Source organism: Enterococcus sp. DJ147D b, from assembly GCF_058216655.1.
The window spans coordinates 1-25,340 of the sequence record NZ_CM177104.1 but is presented as its reverse complement, the minus strand read 5'-3'; the positions used below and the strand labels follow the sequence as shown (position 1 = coordinate 25,340).

Below are 25,340 nucleotides of genomic sequence, written 5' to 3'. Positions count from 1 at the left end.
GGTAAAAACAGAGTGACTTATTTACCATAAAAAAACTGACTATCTAGTCAGGAAGATAACATATTTAAAAAGTTAAATATAAAAGTAACTGCGTATTTTTTAACACCAAGTTGTCTGTGCTGTCTTTAAATCATCTTGTCTAGAAAGCCATTGAAACAACGAAGCTAAACTAGGAGAAAATTCAACAGAGCTTAGCTCAGAAATAAATTGTACACCTTTAATTTTATTAGGCTCATTCAATGTTGGACGCCCTGAAGCCTGATAAGCAAAATAGAAATGTCCTTCCCATTCCACCTCTTCAAAAAGAAAATCCGCTTGATAAACTTCTTCCACTTGAGAAATTCGTAACGCAGTTTCCTCGTACACTTCACGTATGGCACACTCCATTGTAGTTTCACCAATTTCTTTTTTCCCACCTGGAAAATTCCAAACATCTACTCTGTCCCTAATCACCAAGAAATCCCCAGCGGTGTCTTTAATAAATACGCGAGAAAAAACTTTTTTCATAAAATCAGTCCTTTTGAGTTATAGCAATAACTTGTTTTCGCTTTCATCTACTAGTATAGCAAATTTAGTAGTTAAATTTAGTTACTCAAAAAACAATTAGAAAAAGCTGCTGCCACTTGATGATTTATGTAAAATAATGGTCATAAGCTTTTTCTGAGTTAATTTTAACGACACCTAGTTCAAGCACTTTAACAACTGATGATATATAGGTACTCTCTTGCTGTGGCTATAATGTTACTAGAAGTAGGAAATGTACGAAAACTAGCAACACCTTGTGTAAGAACAGCCTCTGAGTTGTTTACTCAAAAGCTGCCTTTTTTTACTTAGTTATTTCTTAATTTTTACTTTACTAAGTTGAGAATCTCTTGATAAATATTTTCAATATTCAACAAGCCATAGTCCCTCTTTGATATTTCAATCACAGGTATTATAGGAAATTGTTTTTCAATTTCTTTTCGTGCAAAACTAAATGAAGGCGTCAATAGAATAACATCTGCTTGTTCTCCGTATTTATTTATCTGACTAGATCCATATGTGTCTACTATGATATTTTTTTCGTTTTTATTCATCAGTGACTGTAATTTACTATTCAAAATTTGTGTTTGTAACAAGCCTTTATCACTCATGAAACTCCCACTCAAGTCAAAAATCAAGACTTTTATATCAGTTGAAACTTGTTCTATATTCGTATTTTGAGACCTTTTCATCTGCTCACCCCTTTTCATTTTTGAAAAAAGAAAATTCAAAAATATCTGCTTAGTATTAAACGTGTTTGAATATCCAGATTACCACATTTCACTCCTCTTTAAATACTGATTGAGGTGTGACATTTAGGATTTCTGCTGATGCTTTTTGTGTCATTTTTTGATTGTCTCAATTCTTTTATTTTCTACCATCAATGTACTCCTTGAAGAATAGTTTGACAATGAATCTTTTGCTAGACTCACTCTTTCTTTACTCAACAAACATTTTTTTATTCCTTTCCACTATGGAAGATTTCTATGTTATTTAACATCCATGTAATAGCTTATGTAGTAAAAACCTCATACATTGCAAAGCTAATAAATTCCGCATTTTTATCTTTATGAAAATGCTCAGCAATCTGATAAGATTACCAAAGTAAACTATTGTTTTGATCTATCTATTTTTTATTTACTGTTTATCTAATCTTTAGTTAAAATTTGATATATCAAATTTTAGTTAGCATTCTTTTATTAGTAATTCTATGTACGATCATATTCAGATGGCTCTTTAGACGATGGAAGTTTTTTGGGATAATCTGTCCGTCCTAGTAGAAAATCACTATTCGTTCCATAAAAGTCGGATAGTATGATCAGTAATTTAATTGGAATACTCCGCTCTTCGCGTTCATATTTTGAATATAAAGAGAAGTCACAAGCTAAAATGTCAGCTAACTCTCGAATAGTTAATTGGTGTTCTAATCGCAATTTACGTAAATTATTCATTATTTTTTTCCTTTTTATTTATTGTAACCTATCTATCTCAGTATAAGAAAACTGTTCCCTTTTCCTTCAACAACATAACATTTCTTTTACCTAACCATTCTAGCCACTACTTACTACTAAAAATACCCCCCAAAGGTATAAAAAACTAGATGTTTATCTCTTAAATGAATACGGTAAAAATGTGCTAATTCATCATTTATAAATAACACGTTTGCCCTCCTTGTTTTGATGTTTTTTAAGTTATCCACTGTGGAAAACTTTTATGCATATGTTTAATCCACAAAAGAAAGGTGCAAGACTGTTTGTCCTACACCTTTCTTTTCATCCAAAATACTGTTCTACTCTTTTTATTGGAATGAACCACATCAATAAAATCAATACATTTACAACTAAAACTGCTATAGGTGCGACTAACCATCCCAATAATAATCCTAAAATATTCAGTCCAATGGACAGATAAGATTTCCGGTAATCAATCAGTAATTCTTTCACAACACTTTCTTTTTTATTTACTTTAGCGAGTTCTCTTGCTAGAAAATAATAGGTAACATTAGCAAACAAGGTCACTAACCCATACACAAGTTCAGGCACTAGACTATTAATATATTCACTGATCCAAGCAGTTGCAAATGGGAATAAAGATAAAGAAAAAATAAAAACGCTATTTCGCCATAATACTTGTCCGTTTATTCTTTTGACCACTAAAAATAAATGATGGTGGTTATTCCAATAAATAACCAGTGTAAAGAAACTGATTACATAAATCAAAATTTTATGTTCAAGTCCAATTAATGCCGACCAAGTATCTGAACCTGGTTGATGTAATTCTAAAACTAAAATGGTCATAATAATTGCAATAACTGCATCTGTAAATGCTTCTAAACGATTCTTTGTCATAATTTTCTCTCCTTTCGCTTATTTTATATGGAAACATTCAAAAAAAGCAAAAGATAATCATCTGAAGTCTGATGAAATAATCAGTCTTTAGTTGGACGTGAAAAAAGTAAAAATTTGTTAAACTTTTTATATAGAAAAAACATATGAAATGAGGGAATAGTTCATGGGACAAAAAAATATAATCGGAAAAGTATTCTTGTTAATTCTTTTTCTAATCATCGCTAGCTCTGTTATCAGTCTGTTTGTTGGTTTACTAAGCGGATTCTTGTGGTTTGCAATCAAATTACTCATCCCATTGGCTATTGCTATTTGGCTAGTCCGATTGATTACAGGCACGTCCGGTAACAATAGACGATACTACTAATTATTGCACGAAAAAAGAAGAGATCTCAAAAAATATTTTCTAACTACAACTAGAGAGCCTTCAATTTTTTATGATTTTTATTCAAAAAGTAAAAAAACCAGAGAAATTTTTCTCTGGTTTTTTCTTTGAATAAAAGTTTAATCAAGTCTGTTATCCTAATGCTACATCTAAAATCATCATAATCATAAAACCGAGCATGACACCAAATACCGCAAAGTGTCGTCGGCTTGACAACGTTTGTTGCGCTTCTGGAATCAATTCTTCTACAACAACGTAAATCATTGCACCCGCAGCAAAAGCTAGCGCATAAGGCAATAATAGCGAAACTCTCGTTACAAGCAATGCACCTAACACTCCTGCAATTGGTTCGACCACTCCCGAAGCCTGCCCATACCAAAACGCTTTTCTTCGACTTAACCCTTCTTGTCTCAATGGAATCGATACTGCTGCACCCTCAGGGAAATTTTGGATGCCTATTCCTAAAGCTACTGAAATAGCGGCTAACGTTGCTGCCTTAGGATCACTAGCATTCGTAGCTGCCCCAAACGCTACACCTACTGCCAATCCCTCTGGTATATTGTGTAATGTAATCGAAAAAACCAATAAAATCGTTCGTTTCAAATGTGTTTGGAATCCTTCTACTTCATGTTTTGGACCAAAATGCATGTGAGGTAACGTCTTATCTGCTATGTAAAGAAAGACACCCCCTAAACCAAATCCTATGCTTACAACCAACCAGGCAATGTCACCATTTTCTTCTGCCTTTGAGATTGCTGGATCTAGCAATGACCAAAAACTGGCAGCAATCATTATTCCCGAAGCAAATCCTAGCATCAAATTTAATAACTCTTTCTTGATGTCTTTAAAGAAAAATACAAGTGCTGCGCCTAGCGCTGTCATAAAATAAGTGAATCCTGTTCCCACTAATGCTTGTACCCATGGATCTAACCCTAATAACCAAGTAACCATTGATTTCTCCTTTCTCGTTTACTTATTCATCATACTAAAAAAAGTATTTTTTCGACACCTATCACAACTTATTATGTGAAAAAACGAATTAGTTGGGACAAAATAAAGAAAGAGTTATACTGAGTCTAACAAAATAAAAGGAGTGATACATCATATGTCAACCATAAATTCAGGCGTAGCTATGGTCAAAGTTTTAGAAAGTTGGGGCATTGATCATATTTATGGTATCCCTGGCGGCTCTTTTAATTCCATCATGGATGCTTTATACCAAGAAAAACACTCTGTTAAATATATTCAAGTTCGTCATGAAGAAGTAGGAGCACTTGCTGCCGCGGCAGATGCAAAATTGACTGGTAAAATTGGTGCTGTATTTGGCTCGGCTGGTCCTGGAGCTACACACTTAATCAATGGGCTGTATGACGCACAAATGGATCATGTACCAGTAGTTGCATTTCTTGGTCAAGTCGCTTCGACTGCAATGAATTATAATGCTTTCCAAGAATTAAATGAAAACCCTATGTTTGCCGATGTTAGTGTCTATAATAGAACAGTAATGACACCAGAAAGTCTCCCTCATGTAACCGATGAAGCTATCAAAGCGGCTTATAAATACAATGGTGTTGCCATAGTAACTATCCCAGTTGATTTTGGTTATGCAGATATCGAAGACCAAGAATTCAGTACAGCCTCTACCCACCAGAACAATGTTTTGCTACCAAAAAAAGAGGAAGTAATCAAAGCTTTACCATACATCAGTGAAGCAAAGAAACCTGTACTCTATATTGGCCAAGGGACTCGTGGAGGGTTTGAACAAATCAAAGCTTTCTCAGAACATTTTTCAATGCCTGTTGTTTCTTCTGTATTAGGAAAGGGGATTGTTCCAGATAACTATCCTAATTTTCTTGGTTTTGCTGGGCGTGTCGCTACCAAACCTGCAAATGAAGCATTGGCTGAAGCTGATTTAATTTTCTTCGTAGGAAGTGATTTTCCTTTTGCCAAATACTTCTTCAATCCTGATGCTAAATTTGTACAAGTAGATATTGATGCGTCAAAATTTGGTCGTCGACACCAAACTTCATTAGCTATTTTAGGAGATGCTATCACAACATTGCAAACTCTGGTTGAAGTTGGAAAATCACGTCCTTCAGATAACTGGTTACTTGCGAACCAAAAAAACAAAGAAAATTGGGTCAACTGGCTTCAATCATTTGCAACCAAAGCTGATAAGCCAATTCGTCCCGAAGCTGTATACAATGAAATCAATCGTATTGCAGAAGAATCAGCTATTTTTGTAACAGATGTCGGTAATACAACGATCCAATCTATTCGTCTATTAGATTTAAATGGTCAACAAAAGCATACAACATCTGGTTGGTTTGCCACGATGGGTTACGCCGTTCCGGCTGGGATTGCTGCAAAATTAAGTTATCCTGAACAACAAGTTTTTACACTCAGTGGTGATGGTGGATTTGCAATGGTCATGCAAGATATTATTACTCAAGTAAAATATCAATTACCTATTATCAATGTTGTTTTTTCAAATGAATCCTTTGGTTTTATCGAAGCTGAGCAAGAAGATTCTGAGCAAAATAAATTTGGCGTCTTTTTGGAAGGTGCTGATTTTGGAAAAGCAGGAGAAGCGTTGGGGGCTGATGGTTTCACAATCACTGAATTCTCACAATTGCGACCTGCATTTGATGCTGCGGCAAAATCAACTCGCCCAGTAGTCATCGATGTCAAAATTTCAGATAAGCGTCCATTACCAGTTGAAGATCTACATCTGGATCCTCGTCTTTATTCAACTGAAGAAATTGAAAGTTTCAAACAAAAATATGAAGTACATGACATGCCAGTCCTTCATGAAATTTACGAAAGTCTATAAAAAAATAGCGTATGCTCAAAAAGCATACGCATTTTTTTTGTTTTTTTATCTAAATGCATAAACAATATGAGTGATTCCAAACATCATAAAGTAAAAACCAACTAAGAAACTCAAAGTTAATGCTGAAGAAATTGGGTTAAAAAGTAACACGATACCTAAAAAGATACCTAAAATATTGATAATAACTGTAAACCAATAATATCCTGTACTGATATTTTTTGCCAGATCAGTAACAAATAAAGCAAACACCGAATCAATAATAAACCAAATAGCAAATACAAAAGGCAAGGCCATCACACCTGCATTTACGTTAAACAGCAAAAAGAGTCCAATTAGAATATCAATAACTCCAACTACTAAAGGCATTTTTGCTTTATAACCGGTTAATTCTTTCAAGCGATTACGACCAATAATTTCAAAAATTCCCTTTAAAAAAGCAAATACTGCAAATACCATAACAATTGCCACTAAATTTCCAACTGGGTCTTGAAATGATAATAGCGATACAATTACAAATAAAATACCTATCAGTAGTGATCCCCAATCAACCATTCTTCTATTTTCATTCATTTTCATACCTTCTTTCTTTTATTTACATAACTAATACTAGACGCACTTTCGACGTGCGTCAAAAGTTATGCTGTCTATCTCGCTAAAAATTTTTCAGCAAAATTTTTAAGTTCCACGTGAAACACAATTAAAATTGGTATTACCTTGAAACTTTTACCTTTCCCCTTTATAATTCTATAAGACTCAAATTCGTCAAAACTACTATAAATATAAGTGAGGAAAAAAATTGATTACTGTAAATGATGTAAGTTTGCACTTTTCAGATCGCAAACTGTTTGATGACGTTAATATTAAATTCACTCCGGGAAATTGTTATGGATTGATTGGTGCAAATGGAGCAGGTAAATCAACTTTCCTTAAAGTTTTATCTGGAGATTTACAACCTTCAACTGGGAATGTTACTTTAGGTCCTAATGAACGTATGGCTGTTTTGAAACAAAATCATTTTGATTATGAAGAATATACTGTTTTAGAAACTGTTATCATGGGACACAAACGATTGTATGAAGTAATGAAAGAAAAGGATGCTTTGTATATGAAGGAAGACTTTTCTGATGCTGACGGCATTCGTGCTGCAGAATTAGAAGGAGAGTTTGCTGAGCTAAATGGTTGGGAAGCTGAACCAGAAGCAGCAGTTTTATTACAAGGCTTAAATATCCCTGAAGAACTACACCATCAATTAATGAGTGAATTAACTGCTGGTCAAAAAGTAAAAGTTTTACTGGCGCAAACACTTTTTGGTAAACCTGATGTATTACTGCTGGACGAACCTACCAATGGACTGGATATTCAATCAATCAATTGGTTAGAAGAATTTTTAATTGAATTTGAAAACACTGTAATCGTAGTATCACATGACCGTCACTTTTTGAACAAAGTTTGTACGCACATGGCAGATTTGGACTTCGGTAAAATCAAACTTTATGTCGGAAACTATGATTTTTGGTTAGAATCTAGCCAACTTGCAACAAAACTTCAAGCAAATGCAAATGCCAAAAAAGAAGAACAAATCAAAGAACTGCAAGACTTTATTGCGCGTTTCAGTGCAAATGCTTCGAAATCTAAACAAGCAACTTCACGTAAAAAAATGCTAGAAAAAATTACGTTAGATGACATTCAACCGTCTTCAAGGCGCTATCCATTTGTTGGATTTAAACCTGAACGTGAAATTGGAAATGATCTTTTACAAGTAGATAATGTGAGTGTAACCATTGATGGTAAACAAATCTTAAAAGATATATCATTTACTTTAAACAAGGAAGACAAAGTTGCTTTTATAGCAGATAATGATATTACAACTACTACATTGTTTAAAGTAATCATGGGCGAAATCAAACCCGATACTGGGACTGTTCGCTGGGGTGTAACAACCAGTCACTCTTATTTAGCGAAAGATACTACAAAAGAATTCAATACTGATTTAACGATCCTTGACTGGTTACGTCAGTATGCAAGTAAAGAAGAAGACGACAACACTTTCTTGAGAAGCTTCTTAGGACGAATGCTCTTTTCTGGAGAAGAAGTCTTAAAACCAGTTAACGTTTTATCTGGGGGAGAAAAAGTTCGCTGTATGCTTTCAAAGATGATGCTTTCAAAAGCAAACGTCTTAGTGCTCGATGATCCAACAAATCATTTAGATTTAGAGTCAATTACTGCTCTAAATGATGGATTGATGGCTTTCACTGGTTCTATCCTATTTGCTTCTCATGACCATCAATTTATCCAAACACTAGCAAACCGTATTATTGCTGTTTCTGATAAAGGTGTAATTGATCGAGCAGATACAACCTATGATGAGTTTTTAGAAAATCCTGATGTCAAGAAAAATATGGATGTATTATTTTCATAAAACCCACAAAAAAGCGTAGGGACAATTAACTGCCCTACGCTTTTTTTATTATGGATTAACGACTCGTCCCCATTGAAAAGATAGCAATGCAACCATAACCAGTATGGCTAGCAATCGTTGGTCCTAATGGATAAAGCACAATATTTTTTACTTGGATTTTTTCTTCTAATTGTTTCTTAGCTTTTTCAGCACTTTCTAAATCTCCTGCATAAGCAATATAAATGGTTTGTTCAAGAGGTGCTACAATTGATTGGATCGTTTCATCAACAATTTTTTGAATGGATTTATTTCTTCCACGAACCTTATCAACGTTTGTTAAACGTCCTGCTTCATCAACGGTAATGATAGGTTTTACACTTAAAATACTTCCTAATGTCGCACTTGTCTTAGAAATTCTTCCCCCACGCTCAAGATGTTTTAAATCATCAACAGTTACCCAAGAGCGAACTTTTAAATAATTATTCTTCAACCACTCTAAAACTTCTTCAAGAGGCTTTCCTTCTTCTTTTAATCTGGCTGCAGCTAAAACCAACAGTCCTTCACCAATACTAGCCGCCTTTGTATCAAAAACATAAATTTCTGGATTCTCGTACTCTTCCTTCAATAGCTCAACAGCTTGCATTGCACTACTATAAGAACCGCTCATTGCGCTAGAAAAAGCAACATAAAGGACAGGAATCTTTTTTTCAACATATGATCGGAAAAATTCTAAATAGCCACCCACATTTATTTGTGAAGTGGTTGGCATTGCTTCACCTTTTAATTCATTCATATATTTTTCATAATCAAAAGTTTTTCCTAAGTCGTCAATTAATTCTTCGCCATTTAGCTGGATTTTCATTGATAAAAAGTCGACATTTATTTCTTTTAATACCTGATAAGGTAAATCACAACAAGAATCAGTCACTATTTGATACACATGATTCAACTCCTTTTTTATTCTTAACCCGCCTAACTACTACATTATAACAAACGTCTTGTAATCAAAAGGAATTTATGGCTATTATTTACGAAAAAACTTGAAGCAACATGAATAAATTCAAGGTTACTTCAAGTTTCAGTTGTTTTATATTAAAAAGTTTTCCCAAGATAACTCACTTCTAAAAGAAATGTCCTGATTCAGTTATCTATATGGGCTAAAAGTGTCTTAAATTTGCGCCCACACGCTTTCTAAGATGTTTGTTTGGTTTCTATCTGGTCCAACTGAGAAAGTAGAAATACGCACGCCTACAAGCTCTGAGATACGTCTTACATAATTACGAGCATTTTCTGGTAATTCTGCTAATGTTTTACAACTAGTAATATCTTCAGACCAACCTGGTAATTCTTCATATACAGGTTTGCAACGTTTTAATTCTTTCAAGCTAGCTGGGTAATGATAAATTAATTCTCCATCTAATTCATAAGCTGTACAGATTTTTACTGTGTCTAGGCCACTTAAAACATCAATAGAGTTAAGTGAAAGGTTCGTAATCCCTGATACACGTTTTGAATGACGCATAACAACTGTATCAAACCATCCAACACGACGTGGTCGGCCAGTTGTTGTACCATATTCCCGACCAACTTTACGAATTTGTTCACCAGTTTCATCAAATAATTCAGTTGGGAAAGGACCATCGCCTACACGTGAAGTATAAGCTTTACATACACCAACCACTTTATTGATTTTTGATGGGCCAACGCCACTACCAATTGTTACGCCTCCAGCAACTGGATTAGATGAAGTAACAAATGGATATGTTCCTTGATCAATATCCAACATAACACCTTGTGCACCTTCGAATAACACGCGCTTCCCAGCATCTAACGCATCATTTAAAATGACTGAAGTATCTGTCACATATTGTTTGATTTGTTGACCATACTCATAATATTCTTCAAAAATTTCTTCGAATGAAATTGGTTCAGAGTCAAACATTTTAACAAATTGACGATTTTTGTCTTCTAAATTCATACGTAAACGTTCTTCAAAAATTTCTTTATCTAATAAATCTGCGATTCGAATCCCTACACGTGCTGCTTTATCCATGTATGCAGGTCCGATTCCTTTGATCGTTGTTCCAATTTTATTCTCGCCTTTCGCATCTTCTTGCAATTGATCTAATTTAATGTGGTATGGCAAGATGACATGCGCACGGTCAGAAATTCTTAAATTGTCCGTCGTAATATCTTTTTCGTGTAGATAGGCAAGCTCTTTTACTAAAGATTTAGGATTAACAACAACACCATTCCCAATCACACTGATTTTATCTTTGTAAAAAATCCCAGAAGGAATTAAATGCAGTTTATACGTAACACCACTAAATTTAATTGTATGTCCTGCATTATCGCCACCTTGGTAACGTGCGATTACTTCTGCGTTCTCACTAAGGAAGTCAGTGATTTTTCCTTTCCCTTCATCGCCCCATTGTGTACCTACTACTACTACAGATGACATTCGAACACCTCATTTTATATTATTTGATCCTGAACTATTGTACCAATTTACACCTATATATTCAAACAAAATCGAATGATATTTTATTTTATTTCGTAAAAACGGTTTATTTACGAACAATTTACTAATTATTTAAAAAATTTCTATAATAAAAAAGCTCGGCTTTACTGTCTACACAATAAAACCAAACTTTTCTCAAATAAAATCATTTAGAATTCTTCCCTTGGTGAAAGTGAAGAAAACTTATTGTATTCTTTTATAAAAAGTAACTCAACAGTCCCACGTGCGCCACTTCGGTTTTTTTCAATGATCACTTCGATTACATTATCATTTTGCGGTTCTGTCGCCTCTCCGTCTTCGCCGCCTTCACGATCATAATAGTCATCACGATATAAGAACGCCACGATATCGGCATCTTGCTCAATGGATCCAGATTCCCGGATATCACTAAGAACTGGACGTTTATCTTGTCTCTGTTCTACACCACGTGAAAGTTGGGATAAAGCAATGACAGGTACTTTTAACTCTTTTGCCAATTTTTTCAGCTGACGTGAAATATCAGACACTTCTTGTTGGCGATTTTCTCGTCCACTTCCTTCAATCAATTGTAGGTAATCAATCAAGATTAACCCTAAATTTCCTTTTTCTTGTGCCAGTTTTCTACACTTCGCACGAATTTCAGAAATTTTAATACCCGGAGTATCATCAATATAAATATTTGCTCGTGACAAGCTTCCCATAGCGACAATTAAGTTGGACCACTCTTCTTCTGACAACTGTCCCGTTCGTAAATGACTAGCTTCAATAGATCCTTCTGCACAAAGCATACGATTTACTAACGATTCCGCACCCATTTCTAAACTAAAAATTGCTACAGAACGATCTGTTTTTGTTCCCACATTTTGAGCAATGTTCAGAGCAAATGCTGTTTTACCTACTGCAGGACGAGCAGCAATAATAATTAATTCTTCCGCTTGGAACCCTGCAGTCATTTTATCTAAACCTTGATACCCTGTCGGCAAACCAGTAATCTCTTCATTATTTTGTGCAAGCTGATCTATATTTTCAATCGTAGAGTTCAAAACTTCTGCAATTGATAAAAAACCACTACGATTTCTTTTTTCAGATACTTCTAAAATACTTCGTTCCGCATCATCTAAAATCGACTGAACTTCTTCACCTTGCTCGAAACCCTTAGTTACAATTCCAGTTGCGGTTTGGATTAAATTTCGCAGTAAAGATTTTTCTTCAACAATTTTGGCATAATAAGCCACATTTGCAGCTGTAGGTACTGCCAAAGCAAGTTCTGAAAGGTAACTCAATCCTCCGGCATCTTCTAAAAGATTTCCTTGCTCTAATCGATCTTTCACAGTCACAACGTCTATTGCTTCATTCCGATCATTCAATTCAATCATTGTTTCAAAAATAATTTGATGACCACGACGATAAAAATCTTTTGGCTCTATGTATTCCATGGCATCAATGATCGTTTCTGCATCAAGAAAAACAGAGCCTAAGACTGCTTGTTCCGCTTCAATATTTTGCGGTGGGATTCGATCCTGCCACACTTCACTCATACTTATCGCTCCTTGTCTTCAGTTGCTTCATTTTACAAGAAAATAACTGAAATGTACACCGTAAGAAAGGAGGTGTGACAAGGAATTGTCATACCTCCTTTCTCCAAATAAATAGTGTTTCCCAAGCAACGCCTCAGATAATTCATAATTGTTCAAAAACATGTGGAGCTATTTTTGACAGTTTTTTTTTTCGAAGCTGATCATTTGGAGCCACAACTTTATTCACGGTGTTCTCAAAACAGCCGCTTTGTACTTTTTATTCTTGTATAACATGTACCTTAATTATCGCAGTTACATCATGATGCAATTTAACTGGCACATTGGTGTAACCTAAAGCTCTGATCGGTGTTTCCAATTCTATTTTTCGTTTATCAATTTTTACTTTATATTGTTTGTTCAAGCCTTCTGCAATTTGTTTTGATGGAATTGATCCAAACAAACGACTGTCTTCACCAGCTTTTGCTTTGATTTCAACAACTGTGTCTTCTTTTTCAAGAAAATCTTTTAATTTTTTTGCTTCAGCTAAAATTTCTGCTTCATGCTTTTCCTGCGCTTTTTTCTGTCCAGCTAATTGACTGATGCTTCCTTTATTAGCTTCCTTGGCTAAATTATTTTTTAATAAATAGTTTTGTGCATATCCAGTTGGAACTTCTTTAACGTCCCCTTTTTTGCCTTTTCCTTTTACATCTTGTAAGAAAATTACTTTCATTTGGCCTACTCCTTATCATATATTTGATTTATATTGTTATGAATTGCTGCCAATAACTGCTCTTTTGTTTCTTCAACCGTGGTATTTTCCAATTGTGTCGCTGCATTAGTAAAATGGCCACCGCCACCTAAAGATTCCATGATGAGTTGGACATTGATTGTTCCGCTACTTCTTGCACTAATCCCAATCAAGCCATCCGTTCGCTTAGTAATAACAAATGCAGCATTAATATCAATCATTGACAGCAGTGTATCAGCTGTTTTAGCGGCAATAACACTATTATACTCTTTCTCATTTGTTCCTGCTGTTACAACAATATCTTCTGTCACATACTCACTGTGCGCAATTAGATCACTGATTTCTAAGTAAGTATCTAAATCAGAACTTAATAAATATTGTACTAATGATGCATCTGCTCCGCAAGACCTTAAATAACTAGCCACATCAAATGTTCGAGCTGTAGTTCTCACATTAAAACTATTCGTGTCTACAGTCATCCCAGCAAGCAAAAGAGTTGCTTCAAAACGATCAAGTTTATTGATTCTCGTACTTTGATATTGAATCAATTCTGTGACCAATTCTGAGGCTGATGACGCGGAGGATTCAATATAAGTTAATAATGGTTTATTGGGAAATTCTTCTCCTCGTCGATGATGATCAATGATAACAATTTTGTCAAATTGGTCGTATAAGCTCTGTGAGATTGATAATGACGGTTTATGATAATCTACCATAACTAACAAATCATTATCCTGTTTAATCTCCATCGCTTGCTCTGGCGAAATTATTTGAGCTTCTAGTTCTGGATGCTTATGAATTTCTTCTAAACATCTGGAAACATCTGGTATAATTTCGTCTTCATTAATCACAACATATGCTTTTTTTTGATTGAATCGTGCCAAACAACTAACACCGAAAGCAGAACCTAAAGCATCCATATCTGGAAAACGATGTCCCATAATAAACACATCACTTGTTTCCGTAAATATTTTCCGTAATGCAGTACTCATTGCACGGGATCTTACTCTTGTTCTTTTTACATTTTTTGCTGATTTCCCACCATAGTAAGTTGGTTTTGATCCCTCATGAACTTCTTTAACAACAACTTGGTCGCCCCCGCGAACTAGAGCAATATCTAAATTATTCTGCGCTTCATCGCCAATTTCTTCTAACGTTTTTTGCCCATATGCAACACCCATGCTTAGTGTAATCGGTAAATTTTGTTTCTCCGCTTCAGCTCTCAATCGGTCCAACAAATCGAATTTCTTTTCCATCATCTTTTTTAAGTCAATCATTTGTGCAAAAAAGAAAAAACGCTCTGCGTTTATTCTCTTATAAAAAATATGATATTCGTCCATCCAATCAGAAATCAAGGTGGTAATGAATGAATTTAGATAAGAAATTTCTTTATCATCTAATTTATCAATTGCATCTGCATAGTTATCAATTGACAAAATTCCAATCACGGGTTGTACATTTGTTTGATGCAATTTTAATAATTGATTTTGTGTAACGTCACTGAAGTAAATAACCCCTTTGATTGTATCTAAATCAAACTGAAAGGTTTTATCTGCTAAATATAATTGATTTTTATTTTTTTCCTTTGCAGAGAAAAAAGCATCCAATAATTCAGTTTCCGATAACGCACTCTTATCTTTTATATCTAGAGCAAAGGGATTTAACCATTCGATTTTTTGTGTTGTTGGCTGGTAAGCGATTACCCCTACAGGCATAATTTCTGAAACATATGCAAGGTTGGTTTCTGCCACAGTTGATGCTTGTTGAATTTTCTCTCGATTCCTTAAAACTAACCATCGACTCACTTTCAACCAATAACGGAACCAAAGCGCATTCATGATCAGTACAATTAATGCACTAATTAATCGAAATGGAAACACTAGAATGACCGTAACTTCAATTAGAATAAATAAAAAAAAGAAGAATGGTTTAGGGGTAAAATTTAAATTTTCATTTTCCATGTTCTCCCTCCCACTAATAATTAGTTCAATTTTACCATATTTTCATCATTACAAGCGACTAACATCTATATTGCTCACTAAATCAAAAACTAGTTCTCTTTTATATAAAAAAGAAGCAACAACCTTTTAGGTTGTTGCTTCAACTTTTACAATTTATTAGTCTTCACTAACGAAAGGTAGTAAGCCCATAATACGAGCGCGTTTAATTGCAACAGTAAGTTTACGTTGGTTTTTAGCGCCAGTACCAGTTACACGACGTGGCAAAATTTTACCGCGTTCTGAGATAAATCTTTTTAGCAATTCGATATCTTTATAATCGATATATTCAATATGATTAGCAGCAATGTAGTCTACTTTACGACGTTTACGTCCGCCTCTTCTTTGTTGTGCCATTCTATTTCCCTCCTATCAATTCGTTTAGAATGGTAAATCATCATCTGAAATGTCAATCGTTGAACTTGAACCAAATGGATCAGTTGTATCACGATCAAAATCAGGCATACCGTTGGATGATTGAGATGTTTGATTAAAGTTATTGTTTCCACCAAATGTGTTTGTTGATTGGTTTGAGCTTTGATACCCGCCACTTTGTTGACGATTCTCTGATGCAGAACGAGATTCCAATAATTGGAAGTTATCAGCTACTACTTCTGTAACATAAACTTTTTGTCCTTGTTGATTATCATAAGAACGTGTTTGAATACGTCCGGTAACACCTAAGAGTGTACCTTTACGTGCATAGTTAGCCATTGTTTCTGCTGATTTACGCCAAATAACGCAGTTAATAAAATCAGCCTCTCGATTTCCACTTTGGTTTGTAAAATTACGATTTACGGCCAGAGTAAACGTTGCTACTGCAGTTCCGTTTGATGTATATCGTAAATCCGGATCTTTAGTCAGACGTCCAACTAGTACAACATTATTAATCAAAACAGCCATCTCCTCTCATCGTTTTCTTTTGTTCCATGTGAAACAAATTAAGCTTCTTCTTTAACAATCATGTGACGAACGATATCGTCGTTGATTTTAGCAAGACGATCAAACTCATTGATTGCACTTGCATTTGATGGAGAAGACACTTTAACGATGTGATAGATACCTTCACGGTAACCGTTAATTTCATAAGCTAAACGGCGTTTTTCCCAATCTTTAGATTCGATAACTTCAGCTCCGTTATCTTTTAAGATTGTATCGAAACGTTCGATTAAAGCAGTTTTTGCTTCTTCATCAATGTTTGGACGAATAATATACATGATTTCATATTTCGTATTTTCCATTGATTTCACCTCCCTATGGACTTTAGGCTCTTGTTATTCCAAGAGCAAGGAGAGTTTTCTAATATAATTAGACTACTCACAATCTTTAATTATACACGTAAGCCACTCTTTGCGCAACAAAAAAATAAGAGTACCTTAAAAATTAAGGTACTCTTATTATACATGATTTTCAAAGAAAATTTTTATTCTTCTGTTGTTTCTTCTACATCATTTTCTGAATTTACATCTGCAACTTCTTCAATCGCTTCAGGTTCAACTGCTGCCATCGTTACAACTTTCGTATCAGCTTCCATTTTCATTAAACGAACACCTAATGTTGAACGACCAGTTTGAGAGACAGTTGATACATTAAATCGAATAATGACACCTTTATCCGTAATCAACATGATATCCTCTTCACCAGTAACAGTCGTTAATCCTGCCAAAGGACCATTCTTTTCTGTAATATTAGCCGTCTTAATTCCTTTACCACCACGACCTTTTACAGGATACTCGGATACTTTTGTGCGTTTTCCATATCCTTTTTCTGTAATTACAAGAACTTCATGATTTTCTGTCATCAAAGCTGCGCCAATGACATAGTCTTCTTCCCTTAAACGAATTCCCCTTACACCAGAAGCTGTTCTACCCATATCACGGATAGCCTCTTCTTTGAACGTAACAGAGTAACCATTGTGTGTTCCAATAATAATGTTCGATTCGCCATTTGTTAGTAAGACATTGACTAACTCATCACCATCTTTTAATCCGATGGCGATCAAACCATTACTTCTAATATTAGAAAATGCTGTCACCGCTGTCCGTTTTACAGTTCCGAGGCGAGTAGTAAAGAACAGATAATGGCCTTCTTCTGCCTTCCCTGTCACAGCAATAATTGCTTGGATTTTTTCACTAGAATCAATTCCAAGTAAATTAATAACAGGAATTCCTTTAGCAGTTCTCCCATATTCTGGAATTTCATATCCTTTTGCACGATATACTTTTCCATTGTTCGTGAAGAATAGTAAAGTATCATGGGTTGAACAAGATACTAGATTTTTTACAAAATCATCATTATGAACGCCCATACCTTGTACACCACGTCCACCACGTCTTTGGGCTCTAAATTCGTTATTAGCAACACGTTTGATGTAACCATTATTTGTCAAAGTAATAACGATTTCTTCTTCTTCGATTAAATCTTCATCTTCTAGGCTCAAAACTTCACCAACTAAAAGTTCTGTCCGACGTTTATCGCCAAAACGTTGATTTAACTCAGCAAGTTCCGTTTTGATGATTTCAGTAATTCGTTCTGGTCTAGCTAAAATATCTGTCAAATCTGCAATTAGTTTTAGTAACTCTTGATATTCATTTTCGATTTTTTCACGTTCTAAACCAGTTAATCTACGAAGACGCATATCTAATATGGCTTGTGCTTGACGATCTGACAAAGCAAATCGTTCAATCATTGTTGCTTTTGCAATATCGTCAGATTTTGATCCACGAATAATAGCAATAATTTCATCAATATGATCTAACGCAATTCGTAAACCTTCTAAAATGTGTGCTCTTGCTTCAGCTTTTTCTTTGTCAAAAATTGTACGACGTGTAATTACTTCACGCTGATGTTCAACATAATTTTCAAGAATTTCTTTCAAACTTAAAACTTTTGGAACACCTTTTTCAATTGCTAACATATTGAATCCAAACGAGTTTTGTAGTGAAGTCATTTTATATAAGTTGTTCAAAATAACAGAAGCACTAGCATCACGGCGAATATCAATAACAATACGCATTCCTTCACGAGAAGATTCATCTCGTAAATCAGTAATTCCTTCAATTCGCTTATCCCTATGAAGTTCAGAAATTCGTTCAATTAGTTTCGCTTTATTTACCATGTATGGTAATTCTGTAACTAAAATTCGTTCTTTCCCATTTGGCATTTCAGTGATTTCAACTTTTGCACGAACAGTAATTGATCCTTTACCTGTTTCATATGCACGGCGTATTCCAGATTTCCCCATAACTAGACCACCAGTTGGAAAATCAGGTCCGGGTAACACTTCCATTAGTTCATTTGTCGTAACTTCTGGGTTTTCTATCAATAAATCAATTGCTGCCACAACTTCTGATAAATTATGTGGTGGAATGTTTGTTGCCATTCCTACCGCAATACCAGTTGTTCCATTGACCAAAAGGTTAGGGAACCGAGCAGGAAGAACTTCTGGTTCCTTTTCCGTATCATCATAGTTACTTTGGAAATCAACTGTATTTTTGTTAATGTCTCTTAGCATTTCCATAGCAATCTTACTCATTCGAGCTTCTGTATAACGCATTGCGGCAGCTCCGTCACCGTCTACAGAGCCAAAGTTTCCATGACCGTCAACTAGCATATAGCGATAGCTAAATGGCTGAGCCATCCGAACCATAGATTCATAAATAGCACTGTCACCGTGGGGATGGTATTTACCCATAACATCCCCAACAATTCTGGCTGATTTTTTATGTGGTTTATCAGGTGTCACACCTAATTCATTCATTCCGTACAAGATACGACGATGAACTGGTTTCAATCCATCTCGAACATCAGGTAATGCACGAGCTACAATAACACTCATTGCATAATCGATGAAGGAGTCTTTCATTTCATTGGTTAGATTGACATCATGGATGTTTTCACTAAATTTTTCACTCACAATTCTTTTCCCCCTTCATGATTAAATATCTAAGTTTTTAACGTAGTGTGCATTCTCTTCAATGAACGCACGTCGAGGTTCTACGCGATCCCCCATCAGCATTTCAAAAATTTGGTCTGCAGCAATTGCATCATCTACAGTTACACGAGCCATCATTCGATTAGCAGGATCCATGGTTGTTTCCCATAGTTGATGGTCATCCATTTCCCCTAGACCTTTATAACGCTGAACATTTGGTTTAGGTGATGAAGGTAAGGTCGCAATAATATTTTTCAAGTCCTCTTCTGCATTTTTTCCAGGCTGAACATAAGTGATTTTCTTTCCTTGTTTTACCCCGTATAAAGGTGGTTGTGCAATATAAACATAGCCTGCCTCTACGATTGGACGCATGTAACGATAGAACAGTGTTAATAGTAATGTTCTGATATGAGCGCCATCGACATCGGCATCGGTCATGATGACTAATTTGTGATAACGTGCCTTTGATACATCAAAATCTGCTCCAAACCCTGTACCCATTGCTGTAAATAATGAACGAATTTCCTCATTGGCTAAAATTTTATCCATACTTGCTTTCTCGACGTTTAAAATTTTCCCACGAATTGGCAAAATTGCTTGGAACTGTCGATCACGTCCTTGTTTTGCTGATCCTCCCGCAGAGTCTCCTTCGACGATGAATAATTCACACTTTTCAGGGTCATTACTTGAACAATCCGCTAATTTTCCTGGTAAATTACTAATTTCTAGTGCGCCTTTGCGTCGAGTAACTTCACGTGCCCGTTTAGCAGCTAAACGTGCTTTAGATGCTAGTAATCCCTTATCAACGATTTGTCGCCCAACACTTGGATTTTCAAGTAAAAATTTCATAAAATGTTCACTAAACAAGCGGTCTGTTACAGTACGAACTTCAGAATTCCCTAGTTTTGTTTTCGTTTGACCTTCAAACTGTGGATCGGGATGTTTAATTGAAATAACAGCTGTTAAACCTTCGCGAACATCTTCCCCAGTTAAATTGTCATCATTTTCTTTCATCAATTTTTGTTTTCTTGCATAGTCATTAACAACGCGTGTCAGTGCCGTTTTAAATCCAGATTCATGTGTTCCACCTTCATATGTATGAATATTATTGGCAAAACTCATAATATTTGAATGATAACCATCTGTATACTGCATTGATACTTCGACTGTGATATCTTGCTGCTCACCTTCCAAATAAACTGGCTCTGGGAACAAGACATTTTTACTGTTATTTAAAAATTCGACGTAGCTCTTAATACCACCGTCATAATGATATTCTTTAATAACCGGTTCTTCTTCACGCTTGTCTTCAATTGAAATATGCATGCCACGATTTAAGAAAGCTAATTCTCTAATACGTGTTGCCAATTTATTAAAATCAAAAACAGTTGTTTCAGTGAATATTTCTGGATCTGGAATAAAATGAACAGTTGTTCCATGACGATCAGTTGTGTCAATAATCTTCAAATCATCGACAACTGCACCTCGACGATATTCTTGATAATAAACATTTCCATCTTTATAAACTCTGACATCTAACGACGTAGACAATGCATTAACAACAGAAGATCCTACACCATGAAGACCACCAGACACCTTGTATCCGCCACCGCCAAATTTACCTCCAGCATGCAAAATAGTAAAAACTGTCTCAACAGCAGGACGACCTGTTTTAGCCTGAATACCAACAGGTATACCACGACCATCATCAATGACTGTTATGCTGTTGTCCTTTTCAATAATTACATGAATAGAAGTAGCAAAACCAGCTAATACTTCATCAATTGAATTATCAACGATTTCCCATACTAAGTGGTGTAATCCTTCTGAGCTTGTTGTCCCAATATACATCCCTGGACGTTTACGAACGGCTTCCAGTCCTTCTAATACTTGAATCTGACTGGCATCATATTCTTTAGCGCGATCCACTAAACTTTTTTCTTCTGTCATTCAGTTTCGTCTCCTTTTATTTTTCCCTGTTGAACATAGAATATTTCTGGCTCAACGGTCATTTTATTTTTTACATGGTCAAGTGTTGTCGTTGTTAAAAAAGTTTGGACTTTTCCTTCAATAGTCTCCAACAAATGTAATTGGCGGTTATCATCTAATTCACTCATCACATCATCCAATAACAAAATTGGATACTCACCTGTCTCTTCTTTAATCAAATCGATTTCGGCCAATTTTACACTTAAAGCAGTAGTTCTCTGCTGTCCTTGTGAACCATAAATTTGAACGTTTTTTTCATTGATAAAAAAATGAAGGTCATCTCGATGGGGTCCTACTGTTGTCGTACCTCGAAATAGATCCTTTTTTTGATTTTTCACTAATTCTTCTAAAAATTGTTTTTGAATTTGTTCTTGTGTTTGATTTTCTAAAGAATTAAGCGTAGTCACATATTCAATTCTTAGCTGTTCTTTTTGATGCGTGATTTGTTGATGTAGTGAATTGGCCCAAAATTCTAATCTTTTAATAAATTGGCTTCTAGCTTTTAACACTTTACTTCCAAAGTCTGCCAATTGTTCCGATAAAATATCTAGATAAAGCAAATCTGATTGTTTTTTTTCACTCAATTGCTTTAAATATTGATTTCTTTGTTTCAAAATTGACTGATATTGAACCAAATTATACAGATAAATAGGATTAATTTGGCCTAATTCCATATCTAAAAATTTTCGTCGTATCTGAGGGCTACCTTTCACTAATGATAAATCTTCTGGTGCAAATAAAATGACATTTAGCTGCCCAACATAACTACTTAATTTTTTTTGTTCAATATGATTGATTTTAGTTTTACGTCCTTTTTTAGATAGTAAAATCTCTAAAGGAAGTTTAGAAGAACCTTTACTAATTTCTCCCTGAACAAGCGCTTGTTCTTGTTCCCAGCCAATTAGTTCCTGCTCACTGGTTGTACGATGACTTCGTGTCATAGCCAGTACATAAATGCTTTCTAATAGATTCGTCTTTCCTTGAGCATTCTCCCCCAAAAAAATAATCAAATTCTTGGAGAAATCCATAGTTAATTCATCATAGTTTCTATAATTTTTAAGGTGGAGCTTATTCAGCCTCATTATTCACTTTTCCTTTTTTTACCATAAAAAAAGTTCCTACATCTGGAACTTCAATCATCATCCCGGGATAAAGTTTTCTTCCACGACGGTTTTCTGGTTCACCGTCAACTAAAACAGTATTTTCAGCTAAATACCACTTTGCTTGGCCACCACTACCAATAACAGTAGTTTCTTTCAACATTTGGCCCAACGTCATAAATTCTGTTTCTAAAATGACTTGTTGTTTCAATATCCATCCCTCATTTTCATTATTAAACATAGCATTATTATACCTTTTTTTGAGGAATAAAACAAATTTTCCCACATATTTTCAAATATAAGAAGATTTAATTCTAAAAAGGTCTTTTGAATAAAAAGAAACAGAAAGCCTTAAAATTGATTTTAGGGCCCTCTGTTTAAAAATTTATTTTTTCTATTTCTTTTCAAAGTATTTTGCAAAAGAGTGAAAAAAAAGATTAATTTGTTCGAACTGGCGTGATTAATTGAATAAATTGAACACCTTCTTCAGCTGGTTCTAGTGTGAATGGACGAATAGCTGAAATGAATTTAACTTTGATACTCATATCCCCAAATGCACGTAAAGCAGCTTTCATGTAATCTGGATTAAATGAAATTTCTAATGGATCTCCACTACTAGTCGTATAAGTTAGGCTTTCTTCTACTTTACCAATTTCAGGTGAGTTTCCATATAACACAACTGAATCTGGATTAATAGATAGACGAACAATGTTATTGCGACCTTCATGAGACAATAATGAAGCACGTTCAATCGCAGCTAATAAGCTTGGTACTGAAAATTCAACTTCTGTGTTAAAGCTTGATGGGATTAAACGATTTGTATCAGGATAGTTTCCTTCTAGTAAACGAGAATAGAAGAACATTGTTTCTGTCTTAAAGAGTACTTGGTTTTCCATGATACTAATTTCAACAATCTCTTCTTCGTTTGTCAACGAGCGAGAAAGTTCTGTCAAGCTTTTACCAGGGATAACAATATCAAAATGATCAGCTGTTTGTTCTACTGGTATAACTCGTTGACTTAAACGATGTGAATCTGTAGCAACAGCCAATAAAGATTCATCCGATAAAATTAAATGCACCCCAGTTAAAATTGGGCGACTTTCATGTTGAGAAACAGCAAAAACTGTTTCATTAATCAGTTTATTTAATACATGTACTGGTAATTTCATTTGGTTATGACTTTCAACAACTGGTAAATGTGGGTAATTATCTGCATCTAATCCATTGACAGTAAAGTTAGCTTTACCAGAAGTAATTGCTACCTGTTTATTTTCTAAAACTTCCAAAGTAAAATTTTCTTCCGGTAAACGACGAATAATTTCACTGAAAAAGCGTGCTTGTAAAACAATTGAACCTGTAGATTCAATTTGCATTTGAGCTTTTTCGTTTTCAACAGATAAAAGTGTTTCAATTGAGATATCTGCGTTGCTCCCTGTTAAAGTTAAACCTTCGTCAGTTAACGTGATTTTGACCCCAGTTAAAATTGGGATAGTCGTTTTACTTGAGATAGCTCTTTGAACAGTTTGTAGTTCTTGCATAAAGCTAGCTCGATTTAAAGTAACTTTCATGATGAATCTCCTTTTGATTAGTTAATTTATTATTAGTTAATTAAAATAATAAAAGTAATAGGGCATGTTAATTTTGTGGAAAACTAGTGAAACCATAATTGTCCGTAGAAAAAAAGACTGTGGACAAACTGTGGATAAAAAAAGAAAAACTTTCATATTTATCCACAAACTAATTAAGTAAGAAATTTTTGATTTCTGAAACTTCATTTTGCATGCTCATGCTTGAATCCATCAAATGTTGAATTTTTTCATGTGCATGGATGACAGTTGTATGATCTTTTCCGCCAAATTCAGCACCAATTTTTGGTAATGAACTGTCTGTGAGCTCGCGTGCAAGATACATCGCAATTTGACGTGGAACAACAATAGACTTGACACGTTTCTTCCCTTTTAAATCTTTCAGCTGAACATGGTAATACTTAGCAACTTCTTCTTGGATTTGTAAAATAGTCAATTGAGAATGACCTTTTCCAGATTTTAATGTCTTTAAAGCATCAGCGGCCAAGCTAGTTGAAATATCTGAGCTATTGATTGCGGCAAAAGCTTGAACTCGAACCAAAGCTCCTTCAAGTTCGCGAATGTTCGAGTCTATTTGACCTGCAATATAACTTAAGGTGTCATCTGGGATCTCTAATTGCTCAGCAGCAGCTTTTTTTCGTAAAATTGCTGTTCTAGTTTCCAGATCTGGTGGCGTGATATCGACAGAAAGTCCCCAAGCAAAGCGTGAAACTAGGCGTTCCTGTAGTTTTGGAATTTCATTGGGCAAACGATCACTTGTTAATACGATTTGTTTACCTTCATTGTACAGTGCATTAAATGTATGGAAAAATTCCTCTTGGGTAGCTTCTTTTTCTGCAAAAAATTGAATGTCATCTACTAATAGTAAATCAACATTCCGATATTCTTGGCGAAATTCTTCAGCAGTTTTATTTTGGATTGAATTGATAAAATCATTTGCGAAAGTTTCGCTGCTTACATATTTTACTTTTGCATTTGGTTGGCTTAACAACATTTGATGACCAATTGCATGCATCAAGTGAGTTTTACCCAAACCAACACCACCATAAAAGAAGAGTGGATTATAAATAGATCCAGGATCTTCTGCTACAACTAATGCTGCAGCATGCGCCATTTGGTTTCCTTTACCTATGACAAATGTATCAAAAGTGTATTTAGGATTTAACATGGCTTTTTTTATCGGGGCAACGACAGCTGGCTTCTCATTTTTTTCAATAACGATTTCTTCTTGTTTAATCTCATCACCAGTGACAAAACGTGGAATAATTTCATCTTCAGTCAACATATAGCCAACTTCAACAATTTTTGTAGCTAGATTTTTCTCCCAATATTCTTTGTGAATCTTACTTGGAACCTCTAAGACAAATTGATGCTTGTCTAGTGAGCGAGGTATTGCAGTTTCAATCCAAGTATTATAACTCGCTGGAGATAAATCTCTTTGATAAGTAGTTTTTAATTCGTTCCATAAAGCATCGAGGGATACCAT

Annotated in this window: 22 protein-coding genes; 2 read left to right on the top strand and 20 right to left on the bottom strand. The window is 34.9% G+C overall.

What is annotated here, in order from left to right:
- Window positions 1–99: 99 nt before the first annotated feature.
- The 5 genes from AC4BD1_RS00110 to AC4BD1_RS00090 all read right to left on the bottom strand — a co-directional run bounded on the left by AC4BD1_RS00110 (window position 100) and on the right by AC4BD1_RS00090 (window position 4,203).
- Entirely contained in the window at window positions 100–507 is a 408-nt protein-coding gene (locus tag AC4BD1_RS00110) for an NUDIX hydrolase (RefSeq protein WP_206907785.1), read from the bottom strand.
- Window positions 508–848: 341 nt separating this feature from the next.
- Window positions 849–1,214: a PTS sugar transporter subunit IIB gene (locus AC4BD1_RS00105; RefSeq protein WP_490466664.1), complete on the bottom strand. Its 366-nt coding sequence runs from the start codon at window positions 1,212–1,214 to the stop codon at window positions 849–851.
- 516 nt (window positions 1,215–1,730) lie between these two features.
- Entirely contained in the window at window positions 1,731–1,973 is a 243-nt protein-coding gene (locus tag AC4BD1_RS00100; RefSeq protein WP_206907787.1) for a helix-turn-helix domain-containing protein, read from the bottom strand.
- Between the two features lie 321 nt (window positions 1,974–2,294).
- Window positions 2,295–2,870, bottom strand: coding sequence for a TMEM175 family protein (locus AC4BD1_RS00095; RefSeq protein ID WP_206907789.1), 576 nt, complete (start codon window positions 2,868–2,870; stop codon window positions 2,295–2,297).
- A 514-nt stretch (window positions 2,871–3,384) separates the two neighbouring features.
- Window positions 3,385–4,203, bottom strand: a complete 819-nt coding sequence (locus AC4BD1_RS00090) for a ZIP family metal transporter (RefSeq protein ID WP_206907790.1) — start codon at window positions 4,201–4,203, stop codon at window positions 3,385–3,387.
- A 154-nt stretch (window positions 4,204–4,357) separates the two neighbouring features.
- Between AC4BD1_RS00090 and spxB the strand changes: the two genes are divergently transcribed.
- A complete protein-coding gene (spxB, locus tag AC4BD1_RS00085; RefSeq protein ID WP_206907792.1) occupies window positions 4,358–6,085 on the top strand; it encodes a pyruvate oxidase in 1,728 nt (575 codons plus the stop codon).
- A gap of 45 nt (window positions 6,086–6,130) precedes the next feature.
- Here spxB and AC4BD1_RS00080 read toward each other — a convergent pair whose 3' ends face one another.
- Complete coding sequence (locus AC4BD1_RS00080) at window positions 6,131–6,655, bottom strand: HdeD family acid-resistance protein (RefSeq protein WP_490485658.1); 525 nt, start codon at window positions 6,653–6,655, stop codon at window positions 6,131–6,133.
- A 226-nt stretch (window positions 6,656–6,881) separates the two neighbouring features.
- Here AC4BD1_RS00080 and AC4BD1_RS00075 point away from each other — a divergent pair, with 226 nt between their 5' ends.
- Complete coding sequence (locus AC4BD1_RS00075) at window positions 6,882–8,504, top strand: ABC-F family ATP-binding cassette domain-containing protein (RefSeq protein WP_206907803.1); 1,623 nt, start codon at window positions 6,882–6,884, stop codon at window positions 8,502–8,504.
- Window positions 8,505–8,559: 55 nt separating this feature from the next.
- Here AC4BD1_RS00075 and AC4BD1_RS00070 read toward each other — a convergent pair whose 3' ends face one another.
- The 14 genes from AC4BD1_RS00070 to dnaA form a co-directional block, all read right to left on the bottom strand.
- Window positions 8,560–9,423, bottom strand: a complete 864-nt coding sequence (locus AC4BD1_RS00070) for a DegV family protein (RefSeq protein WP_206907806.1) — start codon at window positions 9,421–9,423, stop codon at window positions 8,560–8,562.
- Between the two features lie 228 nt (window positions 9,424–9,651).
- Window positions 9,652–10,944: an adenylosuccinate synthase gene (locus AC4BD1_RS00065; protein WP_490466661.1), complete on the bottom strand. Its 1,293-nt coding sequence runs from the start codon at window positions 10,942–10,944 to the stop codon at window positions 9,652–9,654.
- Window positions 10,945–11,153: 209 nt separating this feature from the next.
- Window positions 11,154–12,521 carry a replicative DNA helicase gene (gene dnaB, locus AC4BD1_RS00060; RefSeq protein WP_206898959.1) on the bottom strand — a complete coding sequence of 456 codons (1,368 nt, stop codon included), beginning with the start codon at window positions 12,519–12,521 and terminating at the stop codon, window positions 11,154–11,156.
- 256 nt (window positions 12,522–12,777) lie between these two features.
- A complete protein-coding gene (gene rplI / locus AC4BD1_RS00055; protein ID WP_206907811.1) occupies window positions 12,778–13,230 on the bottom strand; it encodes a 50S ribosomal protein L9 in 453 nt (150 codons plus the stop codon).
- A 5-nt stretch (window positions 13,231–13,235) separates the two neighbouring features.
- Entirely contained in the window at window positions 13,236–15,209 is a 1,974-nt protein-coding gene (locus AC4BD1_RS00050; protein ID WP_206907813.1) for a DHH family phosphoesterase, read from the bottom strand.
- 156 nt (window positions 15,210–15,365) lie between these two features.
- The gene (gene rpsR / locus AC4BD1_RS00045) at window positions 15,366–15,602 is read right to left on the bottom strand and encodes a 30S ribosomal protein S18 (protein ID WP_016623165.1); all 237 of its coding nucleotides are present in this window, start codon (window positions 15,600–15,602) and stop codon (window positions 15,366–15,368) included.
- A 24-nt stretch (window positions 15,603–15,626) separates the two neighbouring features.
- Entirely contained in the window at window positions 15,627–16,139 is a 513-nt protein-coding gene (ssb, locus tag AC4BD1_RS00040; protein ID WP_206898961.1) for a single-stranded DNA-binding protein, read from the bottom strand.
- A gap of 47 nt (window positions 16,140–16,186) precedes the next feature.
- Complete coding sequence (rpsF, locus tag AC4BD1_RS00035) at window positions 16,187–16,486, bottom strand: 30S ribosomal protein S6 (protein ID WP_067483652.1); 300 nt, start codon at window positions 16,484–16,486, stop codon at window positions 16,187–16,189.
- A 182-nt stretch (window positions 16,487–16,668) separates the two neighbouring features.
- A complete protein-coding gene (gyrA, locus tag AC4BD1_RS00030; protein ID WP_206907815.1) occupies window positions 16,669–19,161 on the bottom strand; it encodes a DNA gyrase subunit A in 2,493 nt (830 codons plus the stop codon).
- Window positions 19,162–19,182: 21 nt separating this feature from the next.
- Window positions 19,183–21,129 carry a DNA topoisomerase (ATP-hydrolyzing) subunit B gene (gene gyrB, locus AC4BD1_RS00025; protein ID WP_490466660.1) on the bottom strand — a complete coding sequence of 649 codons (1,947 nt, stop codon included), beginning with the start codon at window positions 21,127–21,129 and terminating at the stop codon, window positions 19,183–19,185.
- Complete coding sequence (recF, locus tag AC4BD1_RS00020; RefSeq protein ID WP_490466659.1) at window positions 21,126–22,250, bottom strand: DNA replication/repair protein RecF; 1,125 nt, start codon at window positions 22,248–22,250, stop codon at window positions 21,126–21,128. Before recF ends, gyrB begins: the two co-directional genes overlap by 4 nt.
- Window positions 22,237–22,479: a S4 domain-containing protein YaaA gene (gene yaaA / locus AC4BD1_RS00015; RefSeq protein WP_067483660.1), complete on the bottom strand. Its 243-nt coding sequence runs from the start codon at window positions 22,477–22,479 to the stop codon at window positions 22,237–22,239. Before yaaA ends, recF begins: the two co-directional genes overlap by 14 nt.
- Before the next feature lie 226 nt (window positions 22,480–22,705).
- The gene (gene dnaN, locus AC4BD1_RS00010) at window positions 22,706–23,836 is read right to left on the bottom strand and encodes a DNA polymerase III subunit beta (RefSeq protein ID WP_206907821.1); all 1,131 of its coding nucleotides are present in this window, start codon (window positions 23,834–23,836) and stop codon (window positions 22,706–22,708) included.
- Window positions 23,837–24,005: 169 nt separating this feature from the next.
- Window positions 24,006–25,340 (bottom strand): chromosomal replication initiator protein DnaA, encoded by a 1,335-nt coding sequence (gene dnaA, locus AC4BD1_RS00005; protein WP_490485657.1) that lies wholly within the window; start codon window positions 25,338–25,340, stop codon window positions 24,006–24,008.